The organism is Thermoactinomyces sp. CICC 10523, from assembly GCF_016055105.1.
GTDB classification, from domain to species: domain Bacteria; phylum Bacillota; class Bacilli; order Thermoactinomycetales; family Thermoactinomycetaceae; genus Thermoactinomyces_A; species Thermoactinomyces_A daqus.
The window spans coordinates 18,328-40,212 of sequence record NZ_JAECVX010000017.1 but is presented as its reverse complement, the minus strand read 5'-3'; the positions used below and the strand labels follow the sequence as shown (position 1 = coordinate 40,212).

The window sequence follows — 21,885 nt, the reverse complement described above, 5'->3', positions numbered from 1 at the left end:
GAGAAGCTGACGAGTGGAGTTTACGGGGAACCTTCAAAGGCTAAATGAGGCACCGGGGTGGGTCAATTTTAAACCGGCTGAAGTGGGTCAATTTAATCCTGGCGTTGACAATATTACTTAAACTCTTGATTTATCTAGCCTTTTATCTCTTATTTCCCCTTATTTTCCCCATCGCCTTACACTGGCAGTGTAGAGGTCAGCGGTTCGAGCCCGCTATGCTCCACCAACCAAAACCCTTGATGATTCAGGGGTTTTTCGTTTTTGTAAGGGAATTTCTTAAGGGAAACACCTTGTGAGGATGCAATGGTAAAAGGGAACTGACCAATGGATGAAAAGAATTATTTAGCTTATACCGGTTGGGGAGGCTATCTGGTGGATGGCTATTGGAACGCGGCAATCAAAATATGTGAAAAGTTATTAAAACATTGGGGAGGAATACAAGCAATAACGAATTATAAGGTGGGGGATATTGCAAGAGAGATCAAGGATTTAGCTGAATTCAGAAATATTGTTGAGACCCGGTTGAAGAATTTTGACGCCTTTAATGTTGTTTTTTTAATCCCGTGGTTCAGGAGGAGCCCTAGATTCTGTAGTGGCGATTTCGGAGTATGATGCTGGGAAGTATTTCAAGGAGAATTCGGCGTTAACCGATCATTTTATCACGGTGATGAAAGACATTGCCCGGATCAAGGAGATTCAGGATCTGTGGTTGGGGAACTTGCGGGCTGGTTTTATGGGGAATATCTATTTTCTTTATCGCCCTGAAAAAATCTATGACTATAGGGCCTCTCTGGAACCGCATCCGCAGTTGCAAGAGTTATTAAATCTTTTGGAAGCTCACTTACCGAGGGAAGTCATTGTTGAAACGATTGTCCAGGAAATCGGAGAAGACTGTGTGGAGTATCTTGACAACGGCAAGATTTTTGTGCGTTTTTATGGGGAGCACTTATTTGATGTAAAGGTGGATAAGATTGCCTTATTGAATCAGATCCGAAAAAGAGTAGAAAGTTATTTAGACAAAAAAAACATACACTTTAAGCACCTCGTTTATTAAGAAAAACAAAAGATTCCCAATGATACGTTCCATTCTTTGTATACTGACCCCCAAACGAAACCTCTTGAATCGTTTGGGGGTTCTAATCTGTTCCCGGCAGTTAAACAAGACTTGATAAGCAGGTGTGTATTATGACTAGGCAGAAGTTATTTCTTCTTCAGATGATGAGGGTTTAATGCAATTAGTGAAATCGAGAGTTCATGGAAATATTAGACATACTGGTGGTCGTCAGATTTGGGGGGCGGACGCTAGTAATTACAAAGTGAGGGATTGACATGGATGAAAAAATGAAATTACAAATGATTGAAGGGATCAATAAAAGCAAAGATATTGTCATTGGTCGTTTTCGTTTTATGTTTCAATACCCTTTTCATCCTGATACTACATTTATTCTTTTGGAAATAGATGGTTATTACGGGGATTTTGGCATTTCTGTCACGCAGATGAGTGGTTGGGGAAGACAGTTAAATACCAATGCGCATGGAGAAGACGATTCAGATTTAACTGGATTTATTTTTCATATATACGATAATATCGATCAAGATGAGTCAGAGATTGTGGAAGACGATGAATTGGTAGAAGAGATAGATGAATTTGCAAAGGACTATTTTGTTTCTTTTTTTAAAAAGTGTTTTGATGAAGCCGGCGGAAAACAGTCCAAGCTCCCTTATTATTTGTTTTACCCGAATTCCGGAGATACCTATGATTTGTTAAATGACAAATGGACTTACCCACAATAATTATCTTTGCCAGAGTTAATAATTCATTGTTGCCATTTGTATTAGACAAAAGCCCATTCACCTGTGAAGATGGTTCAGGGTATTGTCTGAAAAGCATTTCTTAAATAATCCGGAAATTCGATAGATGCTTTTTCTAACTCATGTTATGTTAAAATCATAAATAATATTGCAAAGGAGTAGCTAATATGAACATTTGGGAATCTCACCAAATAGAAGAGAAAATTCGTGAAGTTTTGCAAGATGAATACAAGGGAGATCATCATTTTGGGAATCCTCTAATGACGGCATTTCAAATTGCGATTGGCATTTGCAAACGATATCCTGATCTGTTGGTGAATATTGATATGCAAATTGGGGGAGAAGGCGTGGACAAATCCTTTGCACGCTATCTGGCGAACCAACTTTCTAAGAGAATAAAAAATGGAACAATTTCCGATATAGAAGGTTTTTCGATCTCGGGCAAATACATAAGGGAGATTGATTTCAGCGACCATGAGCATGTTGAACGTGAAGCCAATATCGGAAGTGAATTTTCTGCTTTCCGGTTGAAAGGCTAACCATTCTGATGGTGGAAGTAAAAAAGACGATCCAAGGAGATCATCATGTCTTTTCAAGAATAAGGAGAATAAAAACATGGCTACTTCCAAAAGGTAGCCATGTTCTTGGAGAGATTGGATTTGGGTTTAGCGTCTTCATGTTTGAAGAGAATACTCTCCCCTTTCCTGCAACGGAACCAGATCCACTCATTAGCGGGGATATTCAAACTGACAGTTGGTTTACCTTTATTTTAAGCACTGATTATGTTACAATAAATAAAATTAAAAAATTTTAAACAATTGGATATTACGCAAAAATCATTTGTAGAATGATTGAATAGTATTTTAAATTGATATGTCTAATTTAGGTATCATGGAGGGAACATCTTGAAGCAGTTGGTTAGAATAATTTTTTTTCTTGTTTTATTGGCATTTATAATCTTCCTTGCATATGAAATTATTCTTTATTTGGCAATTCCGGATAGTACAGGCACCGTGGATTGATAACTTTTTTATTTATTAATTCTAAGTTGACAATTTTCCTTTTTCCAGTTTTGGGAAATTCGAAGCAATACTCCATTACTGACTATAACTTTATTTTGTTCGTAAACATAGGAGCGCTTTTTACCTGTCAAAGATCCATGAACAGTCTGCAGTTTTTCATCATCAATGATTTTTTTTAATTCATAGCAAGGGTAGAGTTTCTTTCCATCATAGTATCCGACAATGTAGTAATCACGAAAGGTTGTCATGATGACTTGATTAGTCGGGTTTCCATTTAAATATATAACAGGGAGTTTTTGTGGGTTTGTTGTTGGTAAGGAATATACAAGGAAAAGGAAAAAAAGAGTGGAAATCGTTGCAAAAAATAATCTAGTTCCAATTTTTAGCATTTTTACTGTTGAAAATATAAAACCAATAATAACTATAGGTATTATAACAAGAAAGCTAAGGCGGATCTCTCCTTTGATCATCACAATCAAAGTAAGCAATAAATATAATATCATTAATACAACCAGTAAGATATTTGAAAGTAATTCGTTTTTTCGTTTTAGGAAAACAAAGAACACATATATATTTACTGATATTATGTAAAGTATGAGAAAGATGGCTAGTAAAAAAACAATTTCAAACTTAGTGCTACGAACCAGATCAATTTCCAAGTAAGTGTATGGTATTTCCCAATAAGTGAAAAATCCAAAGTGGTAAGAAAAAGTAATAAGAAACCAAACTGTTAATAATCCTGCTACGATAAGTTCTGCTTGCAAAATGTTTGCTATGAAGGGATGTTTTTCGGTAAATGGCACTTGCTCTGTTTTATGTTCATATTCAGGAATCCACAATTTTTGTCCGCCTATTTCTGTTACTTTCCAATTCATGTGCCAGTCTCCCTTATCAGAATTTATTGAGTAATTATAACATAATTTTTAAAAAAAGGGGTGTAAGGTGGAGGGGTTACGATGAGAAAAATTATTGGGGTGGTAGTGTTTGGACTATTTGTCCTGTTTATTTTTTTCTTGTGTTTTAATGCGACCCCAGCTACAGAAACAGAAAGCGCAGTGTCCAATCCAACAGAAAACCTGCCTCCAAATTATGCAGCACCAGCTCAGAGGGCCATAGGATTTTCTGAAGATGAGTATAAAGAATTGATTAACGCGTTAGGAAGCGAGAGGCTTGTACACGAGTACATTTTCAAAACAGGTAAAATGATTCCTGGAACTATTTTGATTACTCCTGAAAGTTCTAAGGTTTTTATAGGAGACACCATTCGCTTTGGACATGCAGCGATCGTGGGGCCAAGTGGCGATAAGGTGATTGAGGCACCGGGAATGAAAGAGAAAATAAGAGAAGTTCCTCTTTCAAAATGGATTAAGAGATATAAGATGTGGACCGCTTATGTGGTCAAAGGAGCGACCATGGAGCAAAGAGTGGATGCCGCTAAATATGCTCTTCGTCAAGTTCAGGAAGGAAAAGGTTATGTCAAAACTGTTCGTGGGTTGCTTTATGATAAAAAAAGTGAGGAAGCTTTTTATTGTTCCTCTTTAGTTTGGCGTGCTTGGTGGGAAGCGAGTGATGGTAAAATAGATATTGATTACAATGATAACCAGGCTGTTAATTGGCGGGATGATCCAACAATAAGCAACTTATCGCTTTTGGATTTTGCTCGCTATTTAGACTACAATAAATTTTACGAAACAGTATTTCCTGTCGAAATCATCAAGGATCCTTCAGTTGTTCCTATAGCGCAAAGTGTGGATGCTAATTGGTATCCAATAACTGAAGCAAAATTGAGCTTTAAAAATGAATTTGCGTATATTGGTTTGGGATGGAAAGACATTAGAAAAGCAGAAGTTTATCAGTCAAAAGGGCACCACTATGAACTTTACGTTGTGAAAAATGAAAGTTCTGCATCAGCTAAAATTTGGTTTGAAAAAGCAAATGGGGAAATCATTAATCGTAATCTGTCACCTGGTGAAACAGTTGACGGACAACATTTTGATACTCCTGCCGGAAATCATGTTTGGCATATAGAGTGTTCGAAAAGAAAAAAATGCAAAATTCAAGCAATGATAAGATCCGTTGAGTAACTAACTATTAATTTTGGTCAGGCGATTGAGCCCGCTATTCCCCGCCAAAACATTAAAGTCGTTGGTGTATCGTTATTTTACCGGAGTGTTAACGTTCATTGACCGGTAAATGTAGCGGTACACTTTTTTTATTCCGCCATTAACCTCCTAAGATATTATTTGCGCGTGCTAAGGAGTTTTTATGGGCTGGAAACATTAAGCGGTAAAGTGAAGAGAGGTGGGCGAAGCGGGCTAAAGAACATGGATATGGAACAACGGCCGATGAATTTTAAAACTTCAGGGGTTACCGCAATATACAGTGTTACTTTACCTAACCGATTCGTTCACTGCTTTTTTATAATAGCACAACTATTCCTTTATTTTGTTCGAATAATATTGAATTTTTAATTCATTTATTTTAGAATATTTGTATCAAGTAAATAGAGGGGGTCTTTATGAAGCATTTTTATTCTCAACAGCCTACGGAAAGAATTTGCTTAAAAGTAGAATATTCACCTGTTTGGGAATCGATTTTGGGCATTGCCGGATACACGCATACTCAGTTTCGACACACATTCGATTTGGATGAAAAATGGAAAGAAAATCAGGATTCCATCCCTGCATCACTAGCAAAAAATTTGAAAGTGATAGAGGAAACTAACTTCTGGTATGGGTTACTTATGCTCCAAAACAAACTATCTGCAACCTCTATTCAAGATTTTTCGAATAGACTCGCCAAAATGCCAATTGATTTCTTATATGATACACTTCTGCCTTACAAGGATCGAAATACCGAACCAATGAGAAAAGCGGTAGCCAAGCAATATAATAAAGGTGAGTTTTTTGAGAAGTATGCTTCATATTTTGAAAATCACGACTATTTGGGTGGATATGTACGCGCTCTAGGTCGCTATTCACGTCAGGAAATTTGCGACCTGTTCAACAATATATTGAATGAATGGTACAAGTGGGTATGTCAACGAGAAGAATGGGAAATGTGGACTCGGGCACTTGCCTTTGAACAGAAGCGATATAGTTCACTGGACATTGAGAATCCCATGGAAGAGATCGAAAGAATTACGGGGGGAATAAAGTATTGTCCCGAGCCTTCTGTCTGGACTGTCAAATTGATTCCACATATATCGTATCGTCCGTGGATCTTGGAGTTACGCTCACCCGATACGAAGCTTTTCTTTTACCCTTTGAAGGAAGAGTATTTGATGGAGCCAGGTATCCCGCCGGCTGAATTAGTCCGTGGTCATAAGGCGTTAGGAGATGAACTTCGCTTGAAATTACTTTATCAACTACTAAAGGGACCGTTATCGCTTCAAGAAATGAGTGTTCAGTTCAGTATCTCTAAAACCACGCTGCATCATCACCTCTCTTTATTAAAAGCAGCAAAGTTTATTCGGGTTGATAAAGGGATCTATTCTGCAAATCCAATGCATATTCACTCCTTTACTAGACAGCTCGCTCAGTATCTTGGAGATCTTATATGAAGTTTTTATATGAAAAAGTGCTCTTTTTGATTTTGAAAGGAATAAGTGTGCCCTTCCTGATCAAAGAAGAAAATGCTCGAAACATACAGTTGATTCGGGGCTGGGCCTTTCATTGGTTATATTAGAAGTATTGCGGGCTTGAGGTATTTTGCTTTAAAGTCTAGCCTGCTTGATAGCTGCAGAGAAATCTACGCCGTGGCATTGCATCAAGAAAAGATGGGGACGTATTATACAGCGAGTGTTGATAGGATTTAACAAGTCAGAGGAGGGCATGGAAGAAATGGTATCTTCGATTTGGAAAAATAAAGATTTTTTATGGCTGTTCACTGGAAGAACCATCTCGCAGCTTGGTACATCAATCACCACTTTCGCAATTCCTTGGTTGTTGCTGCAACTAACGGGTTCGGCAATACAAACTGGCATAGCCTTTGCAGTTGGGTTTGTCCCTTATTTATTATTATCTTTGCCAGCAGGTGTTTGGGCTGATCAACACAATCGTAAGACGATGATGATTATAGCAGATAGTGGACGCTTAATATTACTTCTATCAATTCCGCTTACACATCTGCTTGTTGGAGAGATTCCGGTTTTTTTATTGTATGCTGTTCAAGCCGGTGTAAGTATGTTTTCAGCACTGTTTGATGCTGCATATGGAGCATGTTTACCGAATATTGTCGACCGGTCACAGTTACAAGAAGGAAATGCCGCCTTACAGACAGGTTTTTCAATGAGTCGAATTGGTGGTCCGGTAATTGCAGGAATACTCATTTCGTTACTTGGTGCGGCTAATACCCTTTTATTCGACGTTGCCTCTTATGCCGTCTCTATCCTCACGATCTTTTTTATCCGCGCTTCCTTTTCCGAAGTATCAAAACCAAAAAATCAGACTAATATGCTTGCAAATATTAGTGAAGGTGTCCGATATATTTGGAATATTAAAGTAATACGAGTTTTAGCTTTATCCTCTATGCTTGTGAATTTAGTCGGTCCTAGTATGGATATCGCCTTAATTTATCGTATTAAAAACGAATTGCATTTAGCATCTGACTGGGCAGGGATTATTATGGCTGGATTAAGCTGTGGAATGGTTGTAGGGTCTCTTGGCATAGGTCAGGTGAAAAAAAGATTTAGCATGGGAACCTTAATGATGATATCAACGATTGGGCTAGTATTGCCGCCTTTTATATTGACACTATCCACAAATCCGATTGTAATTTTACTTGTCCAGTTTCTTATCGGATTTATGCTTGTTGCTTGGAATGTTCAAACGACAACCATTAGGCAATCTGTAATTCCGGATCACTTACTTGGCCGATGTGTTAGTATTTTTAGATTAATTGTATGGGTTTCAGTTCCGGTAGGGGGTACAGCCTCAGGATTTATAACCGAAAAATGGGGTGCTTCAATATTCTTTTTGTTTGCGGGATGTGTACTGTGTGTGGTTTTTCTCATTTTCCTGAAAACAAAATTGCACAGTGCAGCTGAATCTTATTTCAAAATAGAAGTGAGTTCGTATAAGAAATTGCAATGAGCCACTCACTTTCCCCTGGTAGAATGGGGTTGCCACAACATCCACAGAAGGAAGAGAGTGTAAAATGGCTTAATCCAAGTTCTTAGATGAAAAGGTTTTGCATGGCCTGTTGCAAAAAGATGAGGGATTTCTTGGAAAATAGGTTTAGTGATGTAACGGCCGTTTCGTTGCCAAAACCCCTATAAAAGCAGCGTTTTGAACCACTAACGAAGTGGAAACCAACTTGCTAATTGAATCCCCTTTTTGTTGATAGAGTTTGTATTAAGAACAACAACCATTGTTTTAATGGTAGCTTGTTCTTCTTATTTCGTGAGTAAAGTTCTATTAGGGTAGGAATAGTTGGTTGATATTCTACTTTCTCAAGTACACCATCTATTGTAGTGATCCGGCCAAGCAAAAAGCCAATGTCTTTTCTTTCCTGTAAGAACTTACTAGCTACCTGAATGATCCATTGAGAACTAAGATCATGTCTTCCTTCCTTTTCTTCAAACCATTCAGTAAATGGAGTTCCCCAATCAATGTGCACACAGGGCATTGTTCGTTAAAAAAATAGATATTCACTCCCTGCATCTGATGGATATACTGTTTTGCACATTCATTCAGGTCAACCGTTGCCACCGTTTTCTTTAAGCGGTGACTGATCATTTCGGGTAAAAGTGTGCCGCGTTATCCGGTGGTAGATACCGTTTCCAAAAAGAAGGGATATCAATAATGAAATGGGAGCTGTGTATTGAACACATGAATCATTTAGTGCACAATCCCGATTGGGATCGAATCCATGAAGTGATACAACAAATGGATGGAAAAACCATCACCAACTTTGTATTGGATCCGGCAGATGATGAAGGGCTTCTTTGTTATGTGGTGGTGGGGATGTGATTAATGGAGAGAAGAGATATAAAGTCGAATACTATTGTGAAGATGGTTCAGGGTATTGTCTGATCAACCCGGAAGAATCAGCAGATAAAGAGTATGAATTAACGATCCGAGTTCCGGATGTACAGCTGGCCAAACATTGTGTCAAACAAGAAGAGGTTATTAAGGCTTTTGAGTATTTTTATAAGACGGGTAAACGGAATCCGGAGTTGCATTGGGAAGAATATTGAGTTTACATAAAAATACGGATTCGTTATAAGGAGGACTAATCAAAGGAATTTGCTAAAAACAAGGGACAAACCCCTTATTACCAGAAAACCATTCCTGTCGAAATAGGAGGGAATTATGTCTTTGGATGTTAGACAGTGGTTTAAAGATGTCGTTTGTGAACATGAGGAAGCATATCAGTTTGATGTGGAAAATTTAGTCAAGGATAATTCCCTGGGTAATTGGATGATATTAGATCATCTCTCCTATCTGTGTTATACCATTGCGATAAAAAAATTAATATTGGAGAACGATGTAATCGGCTATAAACAACAATTATACAAGGCTGGAAGATATTTTGAATTGTATGTTCTCGCTGAACCGTTGAACGTTCCAAGCCATCCTCGCTATGTAAAGGGGGAAAACTGTTTTAAAGGGACTGCCAATTATTATGGCGATTTATATTCAGCCTTGATCAGCCAAAATCCGGAGTTGATTGTTTCCTTAGCGCATTTGCTGGGTTGGCGGGGGGAAGAGGAGGATTTCAAGATAAACGACCTGAATCCCGAAAATGGACATTTGGGTTATACAATAAAATATATCATTTTGCAGGAAGACAACAAAGCGCGGGCTCATTTGGAAGCACTCTCCCGTTTTCGATTGCATCGATATCAAAAAGTGGATATGGAGCAAAGAATGGCTGTCTTGGAGGGAATCTTGGACCAGGATCAGGAAAAGGTTCATGATGGTTTGAAGCAAATATTGAGACGACATAAGAAAAGAATCAAGCAAGAAGACATATTAGGCAAATTTTATGACAATGCTGTGGCCGGATTGGGTTGGTTGGCTCAATACAGAGGAATTAAAATCGAAATAAACGATAAGCTTTGCCCAAAAGAGATTTTTGAGTATCATGAATTTCCATATCCTGAATTGGAATGGATCCCAGAAGATCTCCGTGATAAGACATGGGAAGACCTGGTACAAAGAAGGTACTAAATTAGAACAACAGTTACATTTAATCGCGATTTGGACTGAATGGCCGCTTGACCACATTTGAGTGACCGGTGAGTCTGTAAAATGGGCCAGAGGCAGAAAGTTCTTGGACGTGACCGAGTACTGGGAGTAGCGAAAATCCAATAAAAAACCTCAGCCAAAAATCACACGCATAAGTTGAACGCCGACTTTTTCTGACTGAGGTCACTTTTGGACTTGATCGCATCCGGAGATTAATCAGGCTTATCCAGATGAAAACTGTCAATGCTATTTAATTTTTGAAACAATGAATTTTGCACCCACAATCAGAATTGCAATTGCTCCGACACTAACCATATTTGACATTACCAAAAAGGAACCGGTTGGCAATACAATAGCCATAACAATGTGTATTATTGATCCGATGAAAGAAACTCCACCAACCAATGCAGTCATCACGGTTATTTTTTTGTGCACCACTGGATTGTTGTAGTGTTCTTTGTTTTGCTGCCCTATAGCCCTAAATATAATTAGCAGCAATGGTTTTTTTGCAAGTACGGAAATGATGAAAATTAAGCCTATGATGCCAAATACAGCCGGGTGGACAAGCTTAATTGGTAATGAATTTCCTCCGGAGATAAACGATATTACGAGTGCGATTGATAGAATAAAAGTACTTATTACACCTATCCAATCAACTCGGTGTTGCCATATCCATTGAACCATGGTTTTGATCACCGGAATGATCGTACTAATGGCAAGTGGTGCAGTATCTGTCGTAAAATGCGGGCGTAACACCATATACACGAAACACGGAAGAAGCAGGTTGAAAAAAAGACTGCGAATTAATTTTTTTTTGGTCTGTTGAAGACGTTGTTTTCTTTCTTTTTCTGAGTGCACTAAATTCACTCCCTTATTTCTTTATGAATAAATAATTCATTCATAAAATGAGCGTAATTGCCCGATTTATCGTTGGCAGGGATTGAAAATCCCATGCAGGCGGGACAGTGCGCTTGACCGGTTTCCGGGCCGAGGCCAGTGCCGGGTAAACATGCCCGCGACCGGGACAATTCAACAACGCACTCCCGCAATGCCATAGGAAAAAAAGCGGCTTACTATGGCTTGAGCATCCGCAGGATAATCTCAGTATCAGGAAAATGATTTTTAAATTTCTCAGGGCTGCGCAAAGCCAAGTTGGACAAACCGTTGAGACATGCAATAACAGCCAGCACCAGTTGGTCCGGATCGCCTTTTGCGAGTTCTCCGGAAGCCTGGCCCTCGACGATCAGTTGCCTCATCACGTCTTGGAAGGTCTGGCTTTGCTTGCGCATAAGTTCACGGAGATGGTCCGGCGTCGCTTCATCATGAAACATCTGAAAAAGCTGATAGAACTCGAGGCGTTCGCGTCGGTATTCCAATATCCTAGAAATCAGAAAGTGAAGGCGTTCTCCCGGTGTACCAGGCATTTCCAGAATGCGCTCCAGTGTCGCAATGGCGGATTGCATGGTCTGTTCGATCAGTTCGTTGAAGATTGCCTCCTTGTTGGCAAAATATCGATAGGGCAGCCCTTGACTGACTCCGGCAGCATCGGCAACGTCAGCCATGGTAGCTGCCCAGCCCTTGCGAGCAAAGGCTTTTCTGGCACCATCCAGTATCTTCTCACGTTGCGTTCCACGAAGACGTTGATTCGCTTCTTCTGTTCGTGGCATATCATCACCCTTTTTTGAATGAATGATTTATTCATTTTAAATTAAAGCACAGTAATTTCTTGATTGTCAAGTTGGAGGGAATGGGCCTTAAAGGGCATCATTTTTTAGAGGGAGTGAAGAAGTTCCTGGAATCTCTGGAGTGGAACTTTTCTTATTGGTCCGGCGTGTGTTATAAATGCCCCCCTCTTTTCTTGTTTTCATAAAGTCATATGGGGGTTAATGTGGAAGGAGCGTGTCACAAATGGATGTAGACAAAATAAAAGAAGCGATATTCAAAAGCATTGAGGAAAACTTTGACTTGAAGATACGATCAGGCCGGCAAATTCACCGCGGTTGGCGCAATCTCAAATGGAAAATTGAAACGGATGAAGGTTCGCTTTTTGTCAAACAGTATCATCCTGAAAGGTATCCTCCCAAGAAATTAGATCGAGTACGAGAAGCCCTTCGTATCCAAGCGTACCTTGCAGAGAATGGCATCCCTTGTCCCAAACCCTTTCAATATGAAGAGTCCCATTTGATTAAAACCGATTGTGATGTGTGTTACTGCTTAACTCCTTACTGTGAAGGAGAAGTGGTAAAACCGGGAGAAGTGAATATGGATCAAATGTATCATCTGGGAAAAGTGACAGGGAAAATGCACAAAAAACTGCAAGTCCTTCCTGCGCAGCCGCCTGGGTGGAAGCCAAGTTATGAAAAGATTTGCGAAGCATGGAACAGGAATTGGGACAGGGCACGATTGGAGAAGCGTCCGGATCGCGTGCTCCAGGCGATTAATAGCCAGAGAACCATCATCGATCAGCTTGAGTTAGATCGTTTTCATGATTGTCCGGTTGGTTGGGCCCATTCGGATTTATTCGTGGACAATTTGCTTTTTTCTCCTGATCGTGTATCGGCCGTTCTTGATTTTGATCGGATAACGGTCATCTATCCGGAACTGGATCTTTCGCGAGCCATTCTGTCATGCGCATTGAAAGAAGACAAAATGCGTTTGGATGCCGTTTCGGCTTTTTTAAATGGTTACAATGAATATATTGCTTTTCAGGGAAATGATTTGGTTCGGGCGTTTAAACTGCTTTGGTGTCGTGAATCAGCCAAATGGATTAGGCCGGAGATGGAAGAGCGTCCGGGTTCTGCCATGCGTTTTGTTCATGAGATCCTGTGGATCACGGCCAATTGGAATGAGCTGGATAAAATATTTAACTCGCTTCCATAGGAGGAATCACCTATGAGAGGTACAAGGCACAGATTAACAATAAGTAAGCAGGAAAGAAGCGGGATTGACATATGGTAGAATGGATAAAACGAGATAAAGAAACAGCTTTAGAGGCTTTTTCCCGGGTTGAAGCAAAAATTGGCATACGCTTTTCACAAGATTATAAAGATTGGGTTAAGCTATACAGCCGACCCAAAAGTGGACATGTTCATATTCTGATTAATGATGAATCCTTTCATTTTGATGACTTCTTTGATTTGGAGGAAATAGTCGATGAGGTAGAGGAATTGTATGCAGGCGAAGAAGAGTATAAGAAATTGGGATTGATCGTGCCTTTCGGGTTTGATTCAGCATTGGAACGTTACTGTTTTTATTATCCTCAAGGTAACGAAAACCCGATTATCATTTGGTTTTCTTCAGATGATACTCTTTCAGAGATTTTCGACGGAAAAGAATTTAACTTGAATCGGGTTAAAATCGTAAGACAAACGTTTACTGATTTTATCAACGATTTATATACAAGAACGGATGATTAATGATTTACTCATAATCATGGCGCATAGGAGCCGCATTTTAAGGAGTGCGGCTCCTTGCTATTTGCAAAGACAAAAATGATGCCCATTTTCGGTTCGCTTTGGGAGGGAAAGAATTCGGTGATTTAAGCTGCTAAAACCGAATTGAATCATTTTTACCTGTTCGGAACAATTTTTCATTAAGACACAGAGGAACAGAGCGAATAGTTCTGATGCATACTAAATTTTTGTAAAAGAACTTGTTTTTTATTTCTTGGGGAGATCTAATTATAACTAAATTGATTCCATTTTACGCCGAAGCCGTTCTTCCGCAATTAAATGTGCCTCTGCAATCAGTTGTTTTGTTTTTTCCACATTCTCTCCGTCCGGATTAAGGATGCACACAAAATGTTGGCGTGAATAGTGAGGATGCGGTAAAAACACGTTCAGCACCGAATAATCGATGTCCCCGTCCAACGGACCGGTAATGAGCTTGTTGAATGTCTCTTTGCTTACTCCTATGTTGAGGCGAAATACATCTTTTCGATTGAGATTGAAAACATTGTCGTAGTCATTGTCTGAATCGATAATGGTTGTAAACGGCAGGCTGCGATCGTCGCCGACGAAAAACAATGAATATCCGAAGTTCTCTTCTCGTTGAACATTGGGCAAACCCATCAGAAATGCTTCAAAATCCACCTGTTTCATCATTTTTCCTCCTCGGATTTGAACACATATTTCCCCGCTTGTACATGGGCCAATATTCTTTCTGTCGTTGCCAATTCATTCTCAACATAACCAACCCAAATGCCTACAAGTTCAGGATGCATGGAAGGTTCGGATGGACGCTCTTCCGTTGGCAAACTCTTCAGGAAACCAATCGATCTTTCTATTTCAATACGGCGTTGCTGTAAGAGAGCAATCACTTTTTGCCGTGGTAGCATATCCATAAAAGCAACTCCCGCTGAAAGCTGCTGAATGTCAATGCTTACAAGTGCCGATTCAAGCAATGCTTCAAATTCGGTTTCACCCTTTTTGGTTACGGTGTATTCCTTTCGTGATGGACCCAGTTTTACATTGACCTCAGAATTAATGGACTTTATCATCCCCTGCGATTCGAGCTTGTTCAAGGCATGATAAACAGATCCGGGCTTTACGTTGGTCCAAGTATCGGCATGCCAAGAAGTGATATCACTTAAAACTGCATAACCATGACTAATTCCTCTTCGCAAAATGGAACCTAACACGAGTAATCTAACAGTGGATATGGTTAACACCTCCCGATATCTATTCAAATTTGAATATAAAACACTATGTATTTTAACTTAATGAAGCTGATTATTCAAGTTTGAATAGCAACGTAGTAAAAAAGCCGTACAAAGGCAAACCAATTACACGCCAGGGGATTTATGGCCAGTTAAAAAAACACTTCCCTGTCTTGAATGACAAGGAAGTATCTGCTCGCTGTTTATGCCATATCTTCTGTAAAATCCTGATCGATCAAAGCCACGTCCGCTGATGACACGAATAAACACTTCAAATAGAAAAGCAGCCTCTGGTAGTTAAAGGCTGCTTGATCGTCTCATATTAAAGAAGTTTTAAGGATTCACGGATAAAGGCCGGGATATCATCCGGAGTCCGGCTGGTCACCAGCTGGTTTTGACAAACAACCACTTCTTTATCGTGGAAGTTGGCACCGGCATTTTTCAGGTCCACTTGGATGGACTTGTACCCGGTTACGTCACGATCCTTCAAGGTTTCGGCTGTAATTAATAACTGTGGACCGTGGCAAATGGTAAAGACAGGTTTTTTGTCATCCATGAATTTCTTTGCAAATGCGACGAAGCGGTCGTCAGCACGCAGCAAGTCAGGAGAAAATCCACCAGGGATGAATAGTGCGTCAAAATCCTCTGGTTTTACTTCATCAATACCGGCATCGACGGACAATTTGTACCCATGTTTGCCGGATACCGTTTTTCCCTTTTTCTCTTCAATCACGGTAACTTGGTGTCCGGCATCTTGGTAAGCTTTTGCCGGCTCGGTGAATTCAACATCCTCGAATAAGTCGGTAACTAGTGCAGCAATTTTGCTCATGTTGTGTACCTCCTACCGAGATATATAAGTATATTTATGTTTGCAAAGAAATGGTACAGAAATAAAATAACATGCTTTAATTTGATTATCAATATGTGATAAAATAACATACTTTAATTTATTTAGTTACGGGAGGATTCAGTGATGACACAGCAGAGCAGATTATGCACTTTCTTCCTTATCAGGATGATCCCTTTCACTCAAAGGCCGTTTTCACTTTGTTTACCTGCCGTTTGAATTTGGCGGGCCAGCCGTACCAATCATGATGGAAGGTTTGACTCATCTGATGAAAATACGGGTCACCCGTCATCTGATACAACGTCTCCAACTGTTCAATATGAACCATGTGATAGTGCATGGACTGATGGGTGAGTTTGAGGCCATAGCGACTGGCATCATCCGGGACGCGATAACGATCAATGTTGTCGTACACCGTCGTGATGGCTGCCTGCAACAGGACTTTGGCTTCTTCCTTCTTCGTCAATTGGTAATAGTCGTACAAGCCATAGGCGGCAAAGATGAAGCCGTTTAAGACATGTGTGGGTTTCTCCATCGGATACTCTTCAATCCAGTAATGCCCATTTTTGTCGGCCATGGTCACCCACCAGGGATGGTTTTTCGATCTCAGCTGCGCGAAACAGAGATAGGTTTTGTCTGCGAGGATCCGGTATTGGGGATCATGGGTGATCTGATATAAGCGGACAAAAGCAGATAAGGCTTGTCCTTGGGCCATTCCTGAATACCAACGGGGTTTTAGGTGCTCCGTCGGAATGTTATGAAGATAAACATCGAAATCATAGGGGAAATAAAGGGCTCCATCCTTTTCCACCGCAATGTCCGACAAACGCTTCGCGTACTTTTGGGCTTCCCGGAGATACCGTTCATCCTTCGTCATTTGGTAACTGGTGATGAAATTGATGATGTTATTGGCCAGACGAACCGGATGATTATATAAGGGTTTTCCCTCTTTATCCTGGTACATGGGAATCCCGTCTTGATCAAATGCCGTGTGCTTCGGAATCAAATCCGCCGGTTTGGGCAATCGGTAGATCTCCGCCGAACGAATCGGAAACGGATAATAGGAAAGCGTATTGGAACCGATGTTAAATTTTATTTCAGCTTTTTTCGGTTTTACCGGTTCCTTTCCTTCTGCATTTTCTGTCCAAACGCTTGCAATTCCCAGGCATATCAAGGAAATGGTAAGTGTCAGAACCCATAGGCGGGGTTTAAGATTGGTCATAGAAATTCCCTCTCCTTTTTCATCACTACAAATTCATTCGGAGAGGGAACATCTTTTCTACGCATATTCACATATTTGTCAGAAATAAGATTCAACACAGAAGAGTTTGATTAATCATAGTAAAAGAGCTACCCTTTGCAGGTAGCGTGTTTGGTTTTTGGGAAATGGTTATGGTTTGCGCTTCATTATAGTTATTCGTAAGGTGTAACGAATTTGTGTCCATGTACGTATAGAAAATGGTTGGAAACGTGTCTCGAAATGTGTCCGAATAAGCACGACCTCCGGGGATTTTTCATCCGCTTTTAAACGCCGCGCTGAATTTTCTTGAGAGTGACTGTTTCCGGTTTATGTTTGAATGAGGGGTGCTTTTCATAATTCGGAACAGCCTTAAATATAAGACGTACAGCTTTGTACTCAAAAATCGGATGGTGGAAATGGGGCGAATTCAGATGGCATAACGCGAAATTGATTAAAATTAAACTATCCCTTAAGATTTTTTTGACAATAATGTGACAATCGAGTGATCGTTTTCATAAAAAAAGTTAGTTTAGTATAATTATCGTTGGATGAATTTACCGCAGAAAGGGGATTGAATATGTGGAAGGGAAGTAGTAAAATTATATCTATTTTCCTATCTGCCGTACTTATTTTTCTTCTGAGTGGATGCAGCAAAGATGACAAGGTGGAAATTCCGGCAAGTTCGGTACAAGTAATTGATGGGGACACGATTAAAGTAAGAATGAAAGGAAAAGAAGATACGGTCCGATTCTTGTTGGTCGATGCCCCTGAAACGCATAATGATCGTTTGGGGAAACAACCTCTGGGAGATGAGGCGAAAGAATTTACCGAACAGATGATCAAACATGCCAAAAAAATTGAGTTGGAAAAAGACCAGTCGACTCGGGATAATTATGGTCGTTTCCTTGCTTATGTATACGCGGATGGCAAATCAGTACAGGAAGAGCTGTTGAAAAACGGTTTTGCCCGGGTTGCTTATGTATACAAACCTAATACAAAATATGCCAAAGAGTACGAGGAATTTGAACAACAGGCTCGAAATAAGAAAGTGGGAATTTGGCAGTGGGATGGATATGTCCGGAAAGATGGCTTCCATCCTGAAGCGACAAGAAACGTATTTGCCGCAAGTAAAAATAGTGATGTTTATCACCCGGCCGACTGTTATGTCGTAAAAGATATCAAACCTGATAACTTAATTTATTTTTATTCGGAGGCATCTGCAAAAGCCAGTGGTCGTCACCGTAGTGATGTAAAAGGTTGTTGGGCTCACTAATCTTTGTTTGTTCCGGATGCGGTTGAAAGAACTGGATTTTTATAATGAAGGGGATAATTAACCATGTTCAAGGAATTAATGGCCCGTTTTGGCAAGGGGGCCGCTAAAGTCGATTTGGTATTGGATCGAAATCAGTTCCAGTTGGGGGATGTTGTGGAAGGGAAACTGACGATCCGCGGCGGAGAAGTGGAACAAAAAGTGAATAAAATCGATGTCCGGCTGATGGGAGTAATTCGTTTTGGCGAGTCAGACCATACCCTGAATGTTACCTCCATCCCATTTTATCAATCCTTTACCATTCATCCGGGAGAATACAAGGAGTTTCCATTTCAATATCAACTGCCATACGATCTCTTGGTTTCCGGAAATTACGTGACGTATTTTTTTCATACTGAATTGGACATTGAGGGTGGGGTGGATCAAACAGACCGTGATTATATTGAAATCCTTCCTCCTCAAAAGCTGCAACAAGTGTTAATTGCCCTCGATCAGCTGGGATTTCGGGAGAAGCATGATTCGCGGAAATTTGATGGTCATGTTCAAGAGTTTGAATTTTTCCCGGCAGGTTACTTACAAGGCCAGGTGGAAGAATTAGAGTTTGTTCCGGTAATTTTGCCCGATGGTGTTCGTTTGTTGCTCGAATTGGATTTGCTTTCATATGGTCATGAGAAAGAGATCAAACGTGAAATTTATCTTTCAAATGATCAGTTACAATCGATTCCGTCTCTGGTTAACCATCTGCAAGCCGTATTAAATGAAATGGTCTATCATCAAAATTCCAACTATATCAGTTATGACCATCATTACGGGCACGAATATCCCGGCCATGAACATCACTTCCATGAAAAGCACGGTTCAGGGATGGCTGGAGCGATTGGCGGATTTGCTGCCGGGGTGATTGGCGGTATGATTTTAAATGAAGTGCTGGATGATGACGATGACGATGACGACGATGATGATGACCGGAATGATGGGTTTTTGGAAGACCTGTTTGAAGGAGATGATGATGACCAGGGCGATGGTTTTCTGGAAGATTTATTTGAAGGAGATGACGATTGATCAGCATAAAAAGGTGACGGAATTTCTACGAAGCTGACAGTTGCCTTTTTGAATATATCTTGTAACAGCCGGGATGGCCGGTGGTGATCAGACGAAAAATAAAGGTTCTTACTTCGCAACCAAACGGCGAGTAAGAACCTTTTTTATCATTTCCGGAGACGTTATGGCAAACGCTCTTGTTGCTCATCTGGATAGAGTTTTGGAAACATCTCGCCCCAAAAGCGTGAGGGCAAGATCGAAAACCATGAACCTCTCCGTCTTTTGGGGGATGATACAGGTTGCTGTCAATAGACCTCGATCTGAGATTCCTCCTCAGATGTCGTCTTCATGCCGTTCTTTCCCGGTTTGAAATAAATATTGCCCGATCAGCAATTTTGATACATGGAGAAACATTTCCTGACGTTCCACATATCCGTTGGTAAAAACTCCGACAGCCCCCAACGTGGTTCCGATGTTCTTTTGTTTTGTATACTGCTCCATGATGATGCTTAGTTCTTTTCCTTCTTTCAATGGAATGAGAAATTCATCCGGGAGCTTGATCCTGGCTCCGCCCGCCATCACCCGAATGCCGTTCCGGTCAGTCAGTGCTCCCCAATTACATAGAAATAAGCCGTGAGCTGTTTCTGCAACTCCCCCTTCCAAACCGACTCCGATGTCTGCGTCCATCTCTTTTCTGGCATTTTCGGCACGGTTTATCGCGCCTTGAAGGGTTTCTTCATCGGATAAGGGTTGATTTGAGACACCTGAAGGCACGGATACAGACAGAATAACGGCATTCAGATTTTGGAATGCTTGTTCGACTGCTCCCACTTTCGTACTGTTTTTTGAACCGACCGCCACTCTCATCCTTTTCACCTGCAATACTTTATAGGATTAGCTTTCCTTCTATACATGTGACTGCGTGTCCTCCCAGCAAAATCGTGCCGTCATCGTGGAATCGCACTTCAACCCGGCCGTCACGTCCGACACAGCGGCCTTGGGAAGCGATGTAACCCGGTTTGTCCAATAATTTAAATTCCCTTGCGAGAGCAGCCACACAACCATTGCCGCTGCCGCATACGGGGTCTTCCGGAACGCCTTCACCCGGTGCAAAGGAGCGTACCTCAATCTGCGTTTCTTCTCCGGACGGCGTCAGGCCGAACACCGTTATGCCGGCGGCTCCGGGCGGTGTCAGCGCAGCAATCTGCTCCATTTGAGGTTGCAGGCGACGGACCAGGTTTGAATCGGTTAATTGCAGCGTAATCCACACCACTCCCACATCGACGATTGCACTGGCACGCACACAGTCCGGAGAGACGCCGATCGCATTTGCCAGCTCAGTCTGATCCACATTCGTGATTTCCTTAAGTACAGGATTGGGCAAAGTGAGAAACAAGCGATTTTCATCCATGAAAATAGAGATTAAACCTTTGCCGCATTCCTGGATCAGGCGCCCTGTGTTTTTGGGTTTCAAACCATGCTTCAACACGGCATAAGCCGATCCGATCGTGGGATGACCGGCAAAGGGAAGTTCGCTTTGGGGGGAGAAAATTCGCAGCCGATAGTCAGCCCGGGGATCTGTCGGCTCGCAGACGAAGGTGGTTTCCGACAAATTGGTCCAATTGGCAATCGACTGCATTTGTTCGTCAGACAGCCCATTGCCGTCAAGAATGACCGCAACCGGATTTCCTTTGAACGGAACGGACGAAAACACATCAACCTGCTGGAAAGGAATTTGTTTCACTGTGTGAACCTCCAAGCTTATATGATGGATTGGTTCCATTATACCCCATGCCAGTTGGAAGAGGTTTCACCAACAACCATAAAAAAAGCCCCGCCGGAGCGGGAAACTTCGTATGCAAACAAGAATTTTATGCCATTGATTTGACAGATGTGATTGATTTGGGGGAAGCTCGTAAACTTCTTGTATTTTGCGTGATCGGAAGTTTACAGGCCTTCGGGGTGGACTTCATTCATTAAAAAATGGTGTGAACCAGCCCGCCATCGATTCTGAGCGAAGCACCATTGATGGCGGAGGATCGGGGACTGCAAAGGAAAGCGACAAAAGACGCGATTTCTTCCGGACGAATCAGTCGTTGAATTAAGGAGCTTGGCCGGTGTTCACTCATGAACCGCCGCTCCGCTTCTTCCAATGTCATCGATTCTCCCTTGTAGAGTTTTTTGATGTGTTCTTCTACTCCTTCTGTTAACGTGGACCCGGGCATGACCGTATTGACAGTCACTTTTGTTCCTCTTGTCAGTTCAGCCAGACTTCGGGAAATCGACAGTTGCATGGTTTTCGTCGCGCTGTAATGGGCCATTTCAGGCGAAGGCATGATGGCTGCTTCACTGGATATGAAGAGAATTTTTCCTTCATTTCGCTCCAGCATGCCTTTGAGATAGTGACGGGACAATCGAATTCCGCTCATAATGTTGGTTTCAAACATCTTCTGCCATTGCTCATCGGCCGTTTCAAAAAAATCTGCGGGCTCAAAGATCCCCATATTGTTGATTAAAATATCGATTTCCGGGTATTTTCCGGTGATCTTATCACTTCCAGTTGCCGAACTGAGGTCTGCCACGGCCGGTTCGAGCGATGCCTGAGGATGTGAAGCCCGAATTTCCTGCATGGTTTGTTGCACTTTTTCTTCCGTTCTCCCATTGATCAGGACAGTACACCCTTCGGAAGCAAGCAGCTTGGCAATCGCTTTCCCGATCCCGGATGTGGAACCGGTAACGAGAACTCTTTTTCCTTTTAAAAACAGATCCATATTTTTCAGTCCCCTTTACTCTGTTTTTATTT

At 41.2% G+C, this 21,885-nt stretch carries 26 protein-coding genes; 16 read left to right on the top strand and 10 right to left on the bottom strand.

All coding sequences use genetic code 11. The features are described from left to right. The first annotated feature begins 324 nt into the window (after positions 1–324). The 6 genes from I8U19_RS16130 to I8U19_RS16105 all read left to right on the top strand — a co-directional run bounded on the left by I8U19_RS16130 (position 325) and on the right by I8U19_RS16105 (position 2,626). Positions 325–612, top strand: a complete 288-nt coding sequence (locus tag I8U19_RS16130; RefSeq protein WP_198056490.1) for a hypothetical protein — start codon at positions 325–327, stop codon at positions 610–612. Then, the gene (locus I8U19_RS16125) at positions 593–1,054 is read left to right on the top strand and encodes a hypothetical protein (protein ID WP_198056489.1); all 462 of its coding nucleotides are present in this window, start codon (positions 593–595) and stop codon (positions 1,052–1,054) included. Before I8U19_RS16130 ends, I8U19_RS16125 begins: the two co-directional genes overlap by 20 nt. Positions 1,055–1,202: 148 nt before the next feature. Next, on the top strand, positions 1,203–1,328 hold the full coding sequence (locus I8U19_RS17765) for an HNH endonuclease (protein ID WP_370589803.1): 126 nt from the start codon (positions 1,203–1,205) through the stop codon (positions 1,326–1,328). Between the two features lies 1 nt (position 1,329). Next, positions 1,330–1,794 carry a hypothetical protein gene (locus I8U19_RS16115; RefSeq protein WP_198056487.1) on the top strand — a complete coding sequence of 155 codons (465 nt, stop codon included), beginning with the start codon at positions 1,330–1,332 and terminating at the stop codon, positions 1,792–1,794. Positions 1,795–1,979: 185 nt separating this feature from the next. After that, the gene (locus I8U19_RS16110; RefSeq protein WP_198056486.1) at positions 1,980–2,351 is read left to right on the top strand and encodes a hypothetical protein; all 372 of its coding nucleotides are present in this window, start codon (positions 1,980–1,982) and stop codon (positions 2,349–2,351) included. A gap of 8 nt (positions 2,352–2,359) precedes the next feature. Continuing rightward, on the top strand, positions 2,360–2,626 hold the full coding sequence (locus I8U19_RS16105) for a hypothetical protein (protein ID WP_198056485.1): 267 nt from the start codon (positions 2,360–2,362) through the stop codon (positions 2,624–2,626). A gap of 216 nt (positions 2,627–2,842) precedes the next feature. Here I8U19_RS16105 and I8U19_RS16100 read toward each other — a convergent pair whose 3' ends face one another. After that, positions 2,843–3,709 (bottom strand): hypothetical protein, encoded by an 867-nt coding sequence (locus tag I8U19_RS16100; protein WP_198056484.1) that lies wholly within the window; start codon positions 3,707–3,709, stop codon positions 2,843–2,845. 81 nt (positions 3,710–3,790) lie between these two features. Between I8U19_RS16100 and I8U19_RS16095 the strand changes: the two genes are divergently transcribed. The 6 genes from I8U19_RS16095 to I8U19_RS16070 all read left to right on the top strand — a co-directional run bounded on the left by I8U19_RS16095 (position 3,791) and on the right by I8U19_RS16070 (position 10,009). Further along, positions 3,791–4,918 (top strand): YiiX/YebB-like N1pC/P60 family cysteine hydrolase, encoded by a 1,128-nt coding sequence (locus I8U19_RS16095; protein WP_198056483.1) that lies wholly within the window; start codon positions 3,791–3,793, stop codon positions 4,916–4,918. A 434-nt stretch (positions 4,919–5,352) separates the two neighbouring features. Beyond that, positions 5,353–6,396, top strand: a complete 1,044-nt coding sequence (locus I8U19_RS16090) for an ArsR/SmtB family transcription factor (protein ID WP_198056482.1) — start codon at positions 5,353–5,355, stop codon at positions 6,394–6,396. A gap of 271 nt (positions 6,397–6,667) precedes the next feature. Beyond that, entirely contained in the window at positions 6,668–7,927 is a 1,260-nt protein-coding gene (locus I8U19_RS16085) for an MFS transporter (RefSeq protein ID WP_198056481.1), read from the top strand. Between the two features lie 738 nt (positions 7,928–8,665). Further along, positions 8,666–8,806: a hypothetical protein gene (locus I8U19_RS16080; RefSeq protein ID WP_198056480.1), complete on the top strand. Its 141-nt coding sequence runs from the start codon at positions 8,666–8,668 to the stop codon at positions 8,804–8,806. Continuing rightward, positions 8,803–9,033, top strand: a complete 231-nt coding sequence (locus I8U19_RS16075; protein WP_198056479.1) for a hypothetical protein — start codon at positions 8,803–8,805, stop codon at positions 9,031–9,033. The genes I8U19_RS16080 and I8U19_RS16075 overlap by 4 nt, the downstream gene beginning before the upstream one ends. A 184-nt stretch (positions 9,034–9,217) precedes the next feature. Further along, entirely contained in the window at positions 9,218–10,009 is a 792-nt protein-coding gene (locus I8U19_RS16070) for an immunity 49 family protein (RefSeq protein ID WP_232337303.1), read from the top strand. Between the two features lie 264 nt (positions 10,010–10,273). On the opposite strand, the gene I8U19_RS16065 is transcribed toward I8U19_RS16070, so the two are convergent. Next, positions 10,274–10,885, bottom strand: a complete 612-nt coding sequence (locus I8U19_RS16065; protein WP_033102467.1) for a VC0807 family protein — start codon at positions 10,883–10,885, stop codon at positions 10,274–10,276. Positions 10,886–11,100: 215 nt separating this feature from the next. Next, positions 11,101–11,694 (bottom strand): TetR/AcrR family transcriptional regulator, encoded by a 594-nt coding sequence (locus tag I8U19_RS16060; protein WP_198056477.1) that lies wholly within the window; start codon positions 11,692–11,694, stop codon positions 11,101–11,103. 241 nt (positions 11,695–11,935) lie between these two features. Between I8U19_RS16060 and I8U19_RS16055 the strand changes: the two genes are divergently transcribed. Both I8U19_RS16055 and I8U19_RS16050 read left to right on the top strand, forming a co-directional pair. Then, positions 11,936–12,907, top strand: a complete 972-nt coding sequence (locus I8U19_RS16055) for a phosphotransferase (RefSeq protein ID WP_198056476.1) — start codon at positions 11,936–11,938, stop codon at positions 12,905–12,907. A gap of 71 nt (positions 12,908–12,978) precedes the next feature. After that, on the top strand, positions 12,979–13,443 hold the full coding sequence (locus I8U19_RS16050) for an SMI1/KNR4 family protein (protein ID WP_198056475.1): 465 nt from the start codon (positions 12,979–12,981) through the stop codon (positions 13,441–13,443). 270 nt (positions 13,444–13,713) lie between these two features. Here I8U19_RS16050 and I8U19_RS16045 read toward each other — a convergent pair whose 3' ends face one another. The 4 genes from I8U19_RS16045 to I8U19_RS16030 form a co-directional block, all read right to left on the bottom strand. After that, positions 13,714–14,127, bottom strand: coding sequence for a DUF6194 family protein (locus I8U19_RS16045; RefSeq protein ID WP_198056474.1), 414 nt, complete (start codon positions 14,125–14,127; stop codon positions 13,714–13,716). After that, a complete protein-coding gene (locus I8U19_RS16040; protein WP_160173811.1) occupies positions 14,127–14,696 on the bottom strand; it encodes a PadR family transcriptional regulator in 570 nt (189 codons plus the stop codon). Before I8U19_RS16040 ends, I8U19_RS16045 begins: the two co-directional genes overlap by 1 nt. A gap of 310 nt (positions 14,697–15,006) precedes the next feature. Next, on the bottom strand, positions 15,007–15,513 hold the full coding sequence (locus I8U19_RS16035) for a type 1 glutamine amidotransferase domain-containing protein (RefSeq protein ID WP_033099999.1): 507 nt from the start codon (positions 15,511–15,513) through the stop codon (positions 15,007–15,009). Between the two features lie 196 nt (positions 15,514–15,709). After that, positions 15,710–16,753 carry a D-glucuronyl C5-epimerase family protein gene (locus tag I8U19_RS16030; protein WP_198056473.1) on the bottom strand — a complete coding sequence of 348 codons (1,044 nt, stop codon included), beginning with the start codon at positions 16,751–16,753 and terminating at the stop codon, positions 15,710–15,712. 595 nt (positions 16,754–17,348) lie between these two features. On the opposite strand from I8U19_RS16030, the gene I8U19_RS16025 reads away from it, so the two are divergent. Both I8U19_RS16025 and I8U19_RS16020 read left to right on the top strand, forming a co-directional pair. Continuing rightward, positions 17,349–18,044: a thermonuclease family protein gene (locus I8U19_RS16025; protein WP_081943720.1), complete on the top strand. Its 696-nt coding sequence runs from the start codon at positions 17,349–17,351 to the stop codon at positions 18,042–18,044. A gap of 63 nt (positions 18,045–18,107) precedes the next feature. Further along, complete coding sequence (locus I8U19_RS16020) at positions 18,108–19,103, top strand: sporulation protein (protein ID WP_198056472.1); 996 nt, start codon at positions 18,108–18,110, stop codon at positions 19,101–19,103. A 312-nt stretch (positions 19,104–19,415) separates the two neighbouring features. On the opposite strand, the gene I8U19_RS16015 is transcribed toward I8U19_RS16020, so the two are convergent. The 3 genes from I8U19_RS16015 to I8U19_RS16005 all read right to left on the bottom strand — a co-directional run bounded on the left by I8U19_RS16015 (position 19,416) and on the right by I8U19_RS16005 (position 21,853). Beyond that, positions 19,416–19,949 (bottom strand): DUF84 family protein, encoded by a 534-nt coding sequence (locus I8U19_RS16015; RefSeq protein ID WP_198056471.1) that lies wholly within the window; start codon positions 19,947–19,949, stop codon positions 19,416–19,418. A gap of 19 nt (positions 19,950–19,968) precedes the next feature. Next, entirely contained in the window at positions 19,969–20,826 is an 858-nt protein-coding gene (locus I8U19_RS16010; RefSeq protein WP_370589800.1) for a PhzF family phenazine biosynthesis protein, read from the bottom strand. 232 nt (positions 20,827–21,058) lie between these two features. Then, positions 21,059–21,853, bottom strand: coding sequence for an SDR family NAD(P)-dependent oxidoreductase (locus I8U19_RS16005; RefSeq protein WP_033100005.1), 795 nt, complete (start codon positions 21,851–21,853; stop codon positions 21,059–21,061). Positions 21,854–21,885: the final 32 nt, after the last annotated feature.

Excerpts from the sequence above, each read along its gene's own strand:
- I8U19_RS16130 (WP_198056490.1), top strand. The coding sequence starts at position 325 with ATGGATGAAAAGAATTATTTAGCTTATACCGGTTGGGGAGGCTATCTG.
- I8U19_RS16115 (WP_198056487.1), top strand. The coding sequence starts at position 1,330 with ATGGATGAAAAAATGAAATTACAAATGATTGAAGGGATCAATAAAAGC.
- I8U19_RS16110 (WP_198056486.1), top strand. The coding sequence starts at position 1,980 with ATGAACATTTGGGAATCTCACCAAATAGAAGAGAAAATTCGTGAAGTT.
- I8U19_RS16105 (WP_198056485.1), top strand. The coding sequence starts at position 2,360 with ATGGTGGAAGTAAAAAAGACGATCCAAGGAGATCATCATGTCTTTTCA.
- I8U19_RS16100 (WP_198056484.1), bottom strand. The coding sequence starts at position 3,709 with ATGAATTGGAAAGTAACAGAAATAGGCGGACAAAAATTGTGGATTCCT.
- I8U19_RS16095 (WP_198056483.1), top strand. The coding sequence starts at position 3,791 with ATGAGAAAAATTATTGGGGTGGTAGTGTTTGGACTATTTGTCCTGTTT.
- I8U19_RS16090 (WP_198056482.1), top strand. The coding sequence starts at position 5,353 with ATGAAGCATTTTTATTCTCAACAGCCTACGGAAAGAATTTGCTTAAAA.
- I8U19_RS16085 (WP_198056481.1), top strand. The coding sequence starts at position 6,668 with ATGGAAGAAATGGTATCTTCGATTTGGAAAAATAAAGATTTTTTATGG.
- I8U19_RS16080 (WP_198056480.1), top strand. The coding sequence starts at position 8,666 with ATGAATCATTTAGTGCACAATCCCGATTGGGATCGAATCCATGAAGTG.
- I8U19_RS16060 (WP_198056477.1), bottom strand. The coding sequence starts at position 11,694 with ATGCCACGAACAGAAGAAGCGAATCAACGTCTTCGTGGAACGCAACGT.
- I8U19_RS16055 (WP_198056476.1), top strand. The coding sequence starts at position 11,936 with ATGGATGTAGACAAAATAAAAGAAGCGATATTCAAAAGCATTGAGGAA.
- I8U19_RS16050 (WP_198056475.1), top strand. The coding sequence starts at position 12,979 with ATGGTAGAATGGATAAAACGAGATAAAGAAACAGCTTTAGAGGCTTTT.
- I8U19_RS16045 (WP_198056474.1), bottom strand. The coding sequence starts at position 14,127 with ATGAAACAGGTGGATTTTGAAGCATTTCTGATGGGTTTGCCCAATGTT.
- I8U19_RS16035 (WP_033099999.1), bottom strand. The coding sequence starts at position 15,513 with ATGAGCAAAATTGCTGCACTAGTTACCGACTTATTCGAGGATGTTGAA.
- I8U19_RS16030 (WP_198056473.1), bottom strand. The coding sequence starts at position 16,753 with ATGACCAATCTTAAACCCCGCCTATGGGTTCTGACACTTACCATTTCC.
- I8U19_RS16025 (WP_081943720.1), top strand. The coding sequence starts at position 17,349 with ATGTGGAAGGGAAGTAGTAAAATTATATCTATTTTCCTATCTGCCGTA.
- I8U19_RS16020 (WP_198056472.1), top strand. The coding sequence starts at position 18,108 with ATGTTCAAGGAATTAATGGCCCGTTTTGGCAAGGGGGCCGCTAAAGTC.
- I8U19_RS16015 (WP_198056471.1), bottom strand. The coding sequence starts at position 19,949 with ATGAGAGTGGCGGTCGGTTCAAAAAACAGTACGAAAGTGGGAGCAGTC.
- I8U19_RS16005 (WP_033100005.1), bottom strand. The coding sequence starts at position 21,853 with ATGGATCTGTTTTTAAAAGGAAAAAGAGTTCTCGTTACCGGTTCCACA.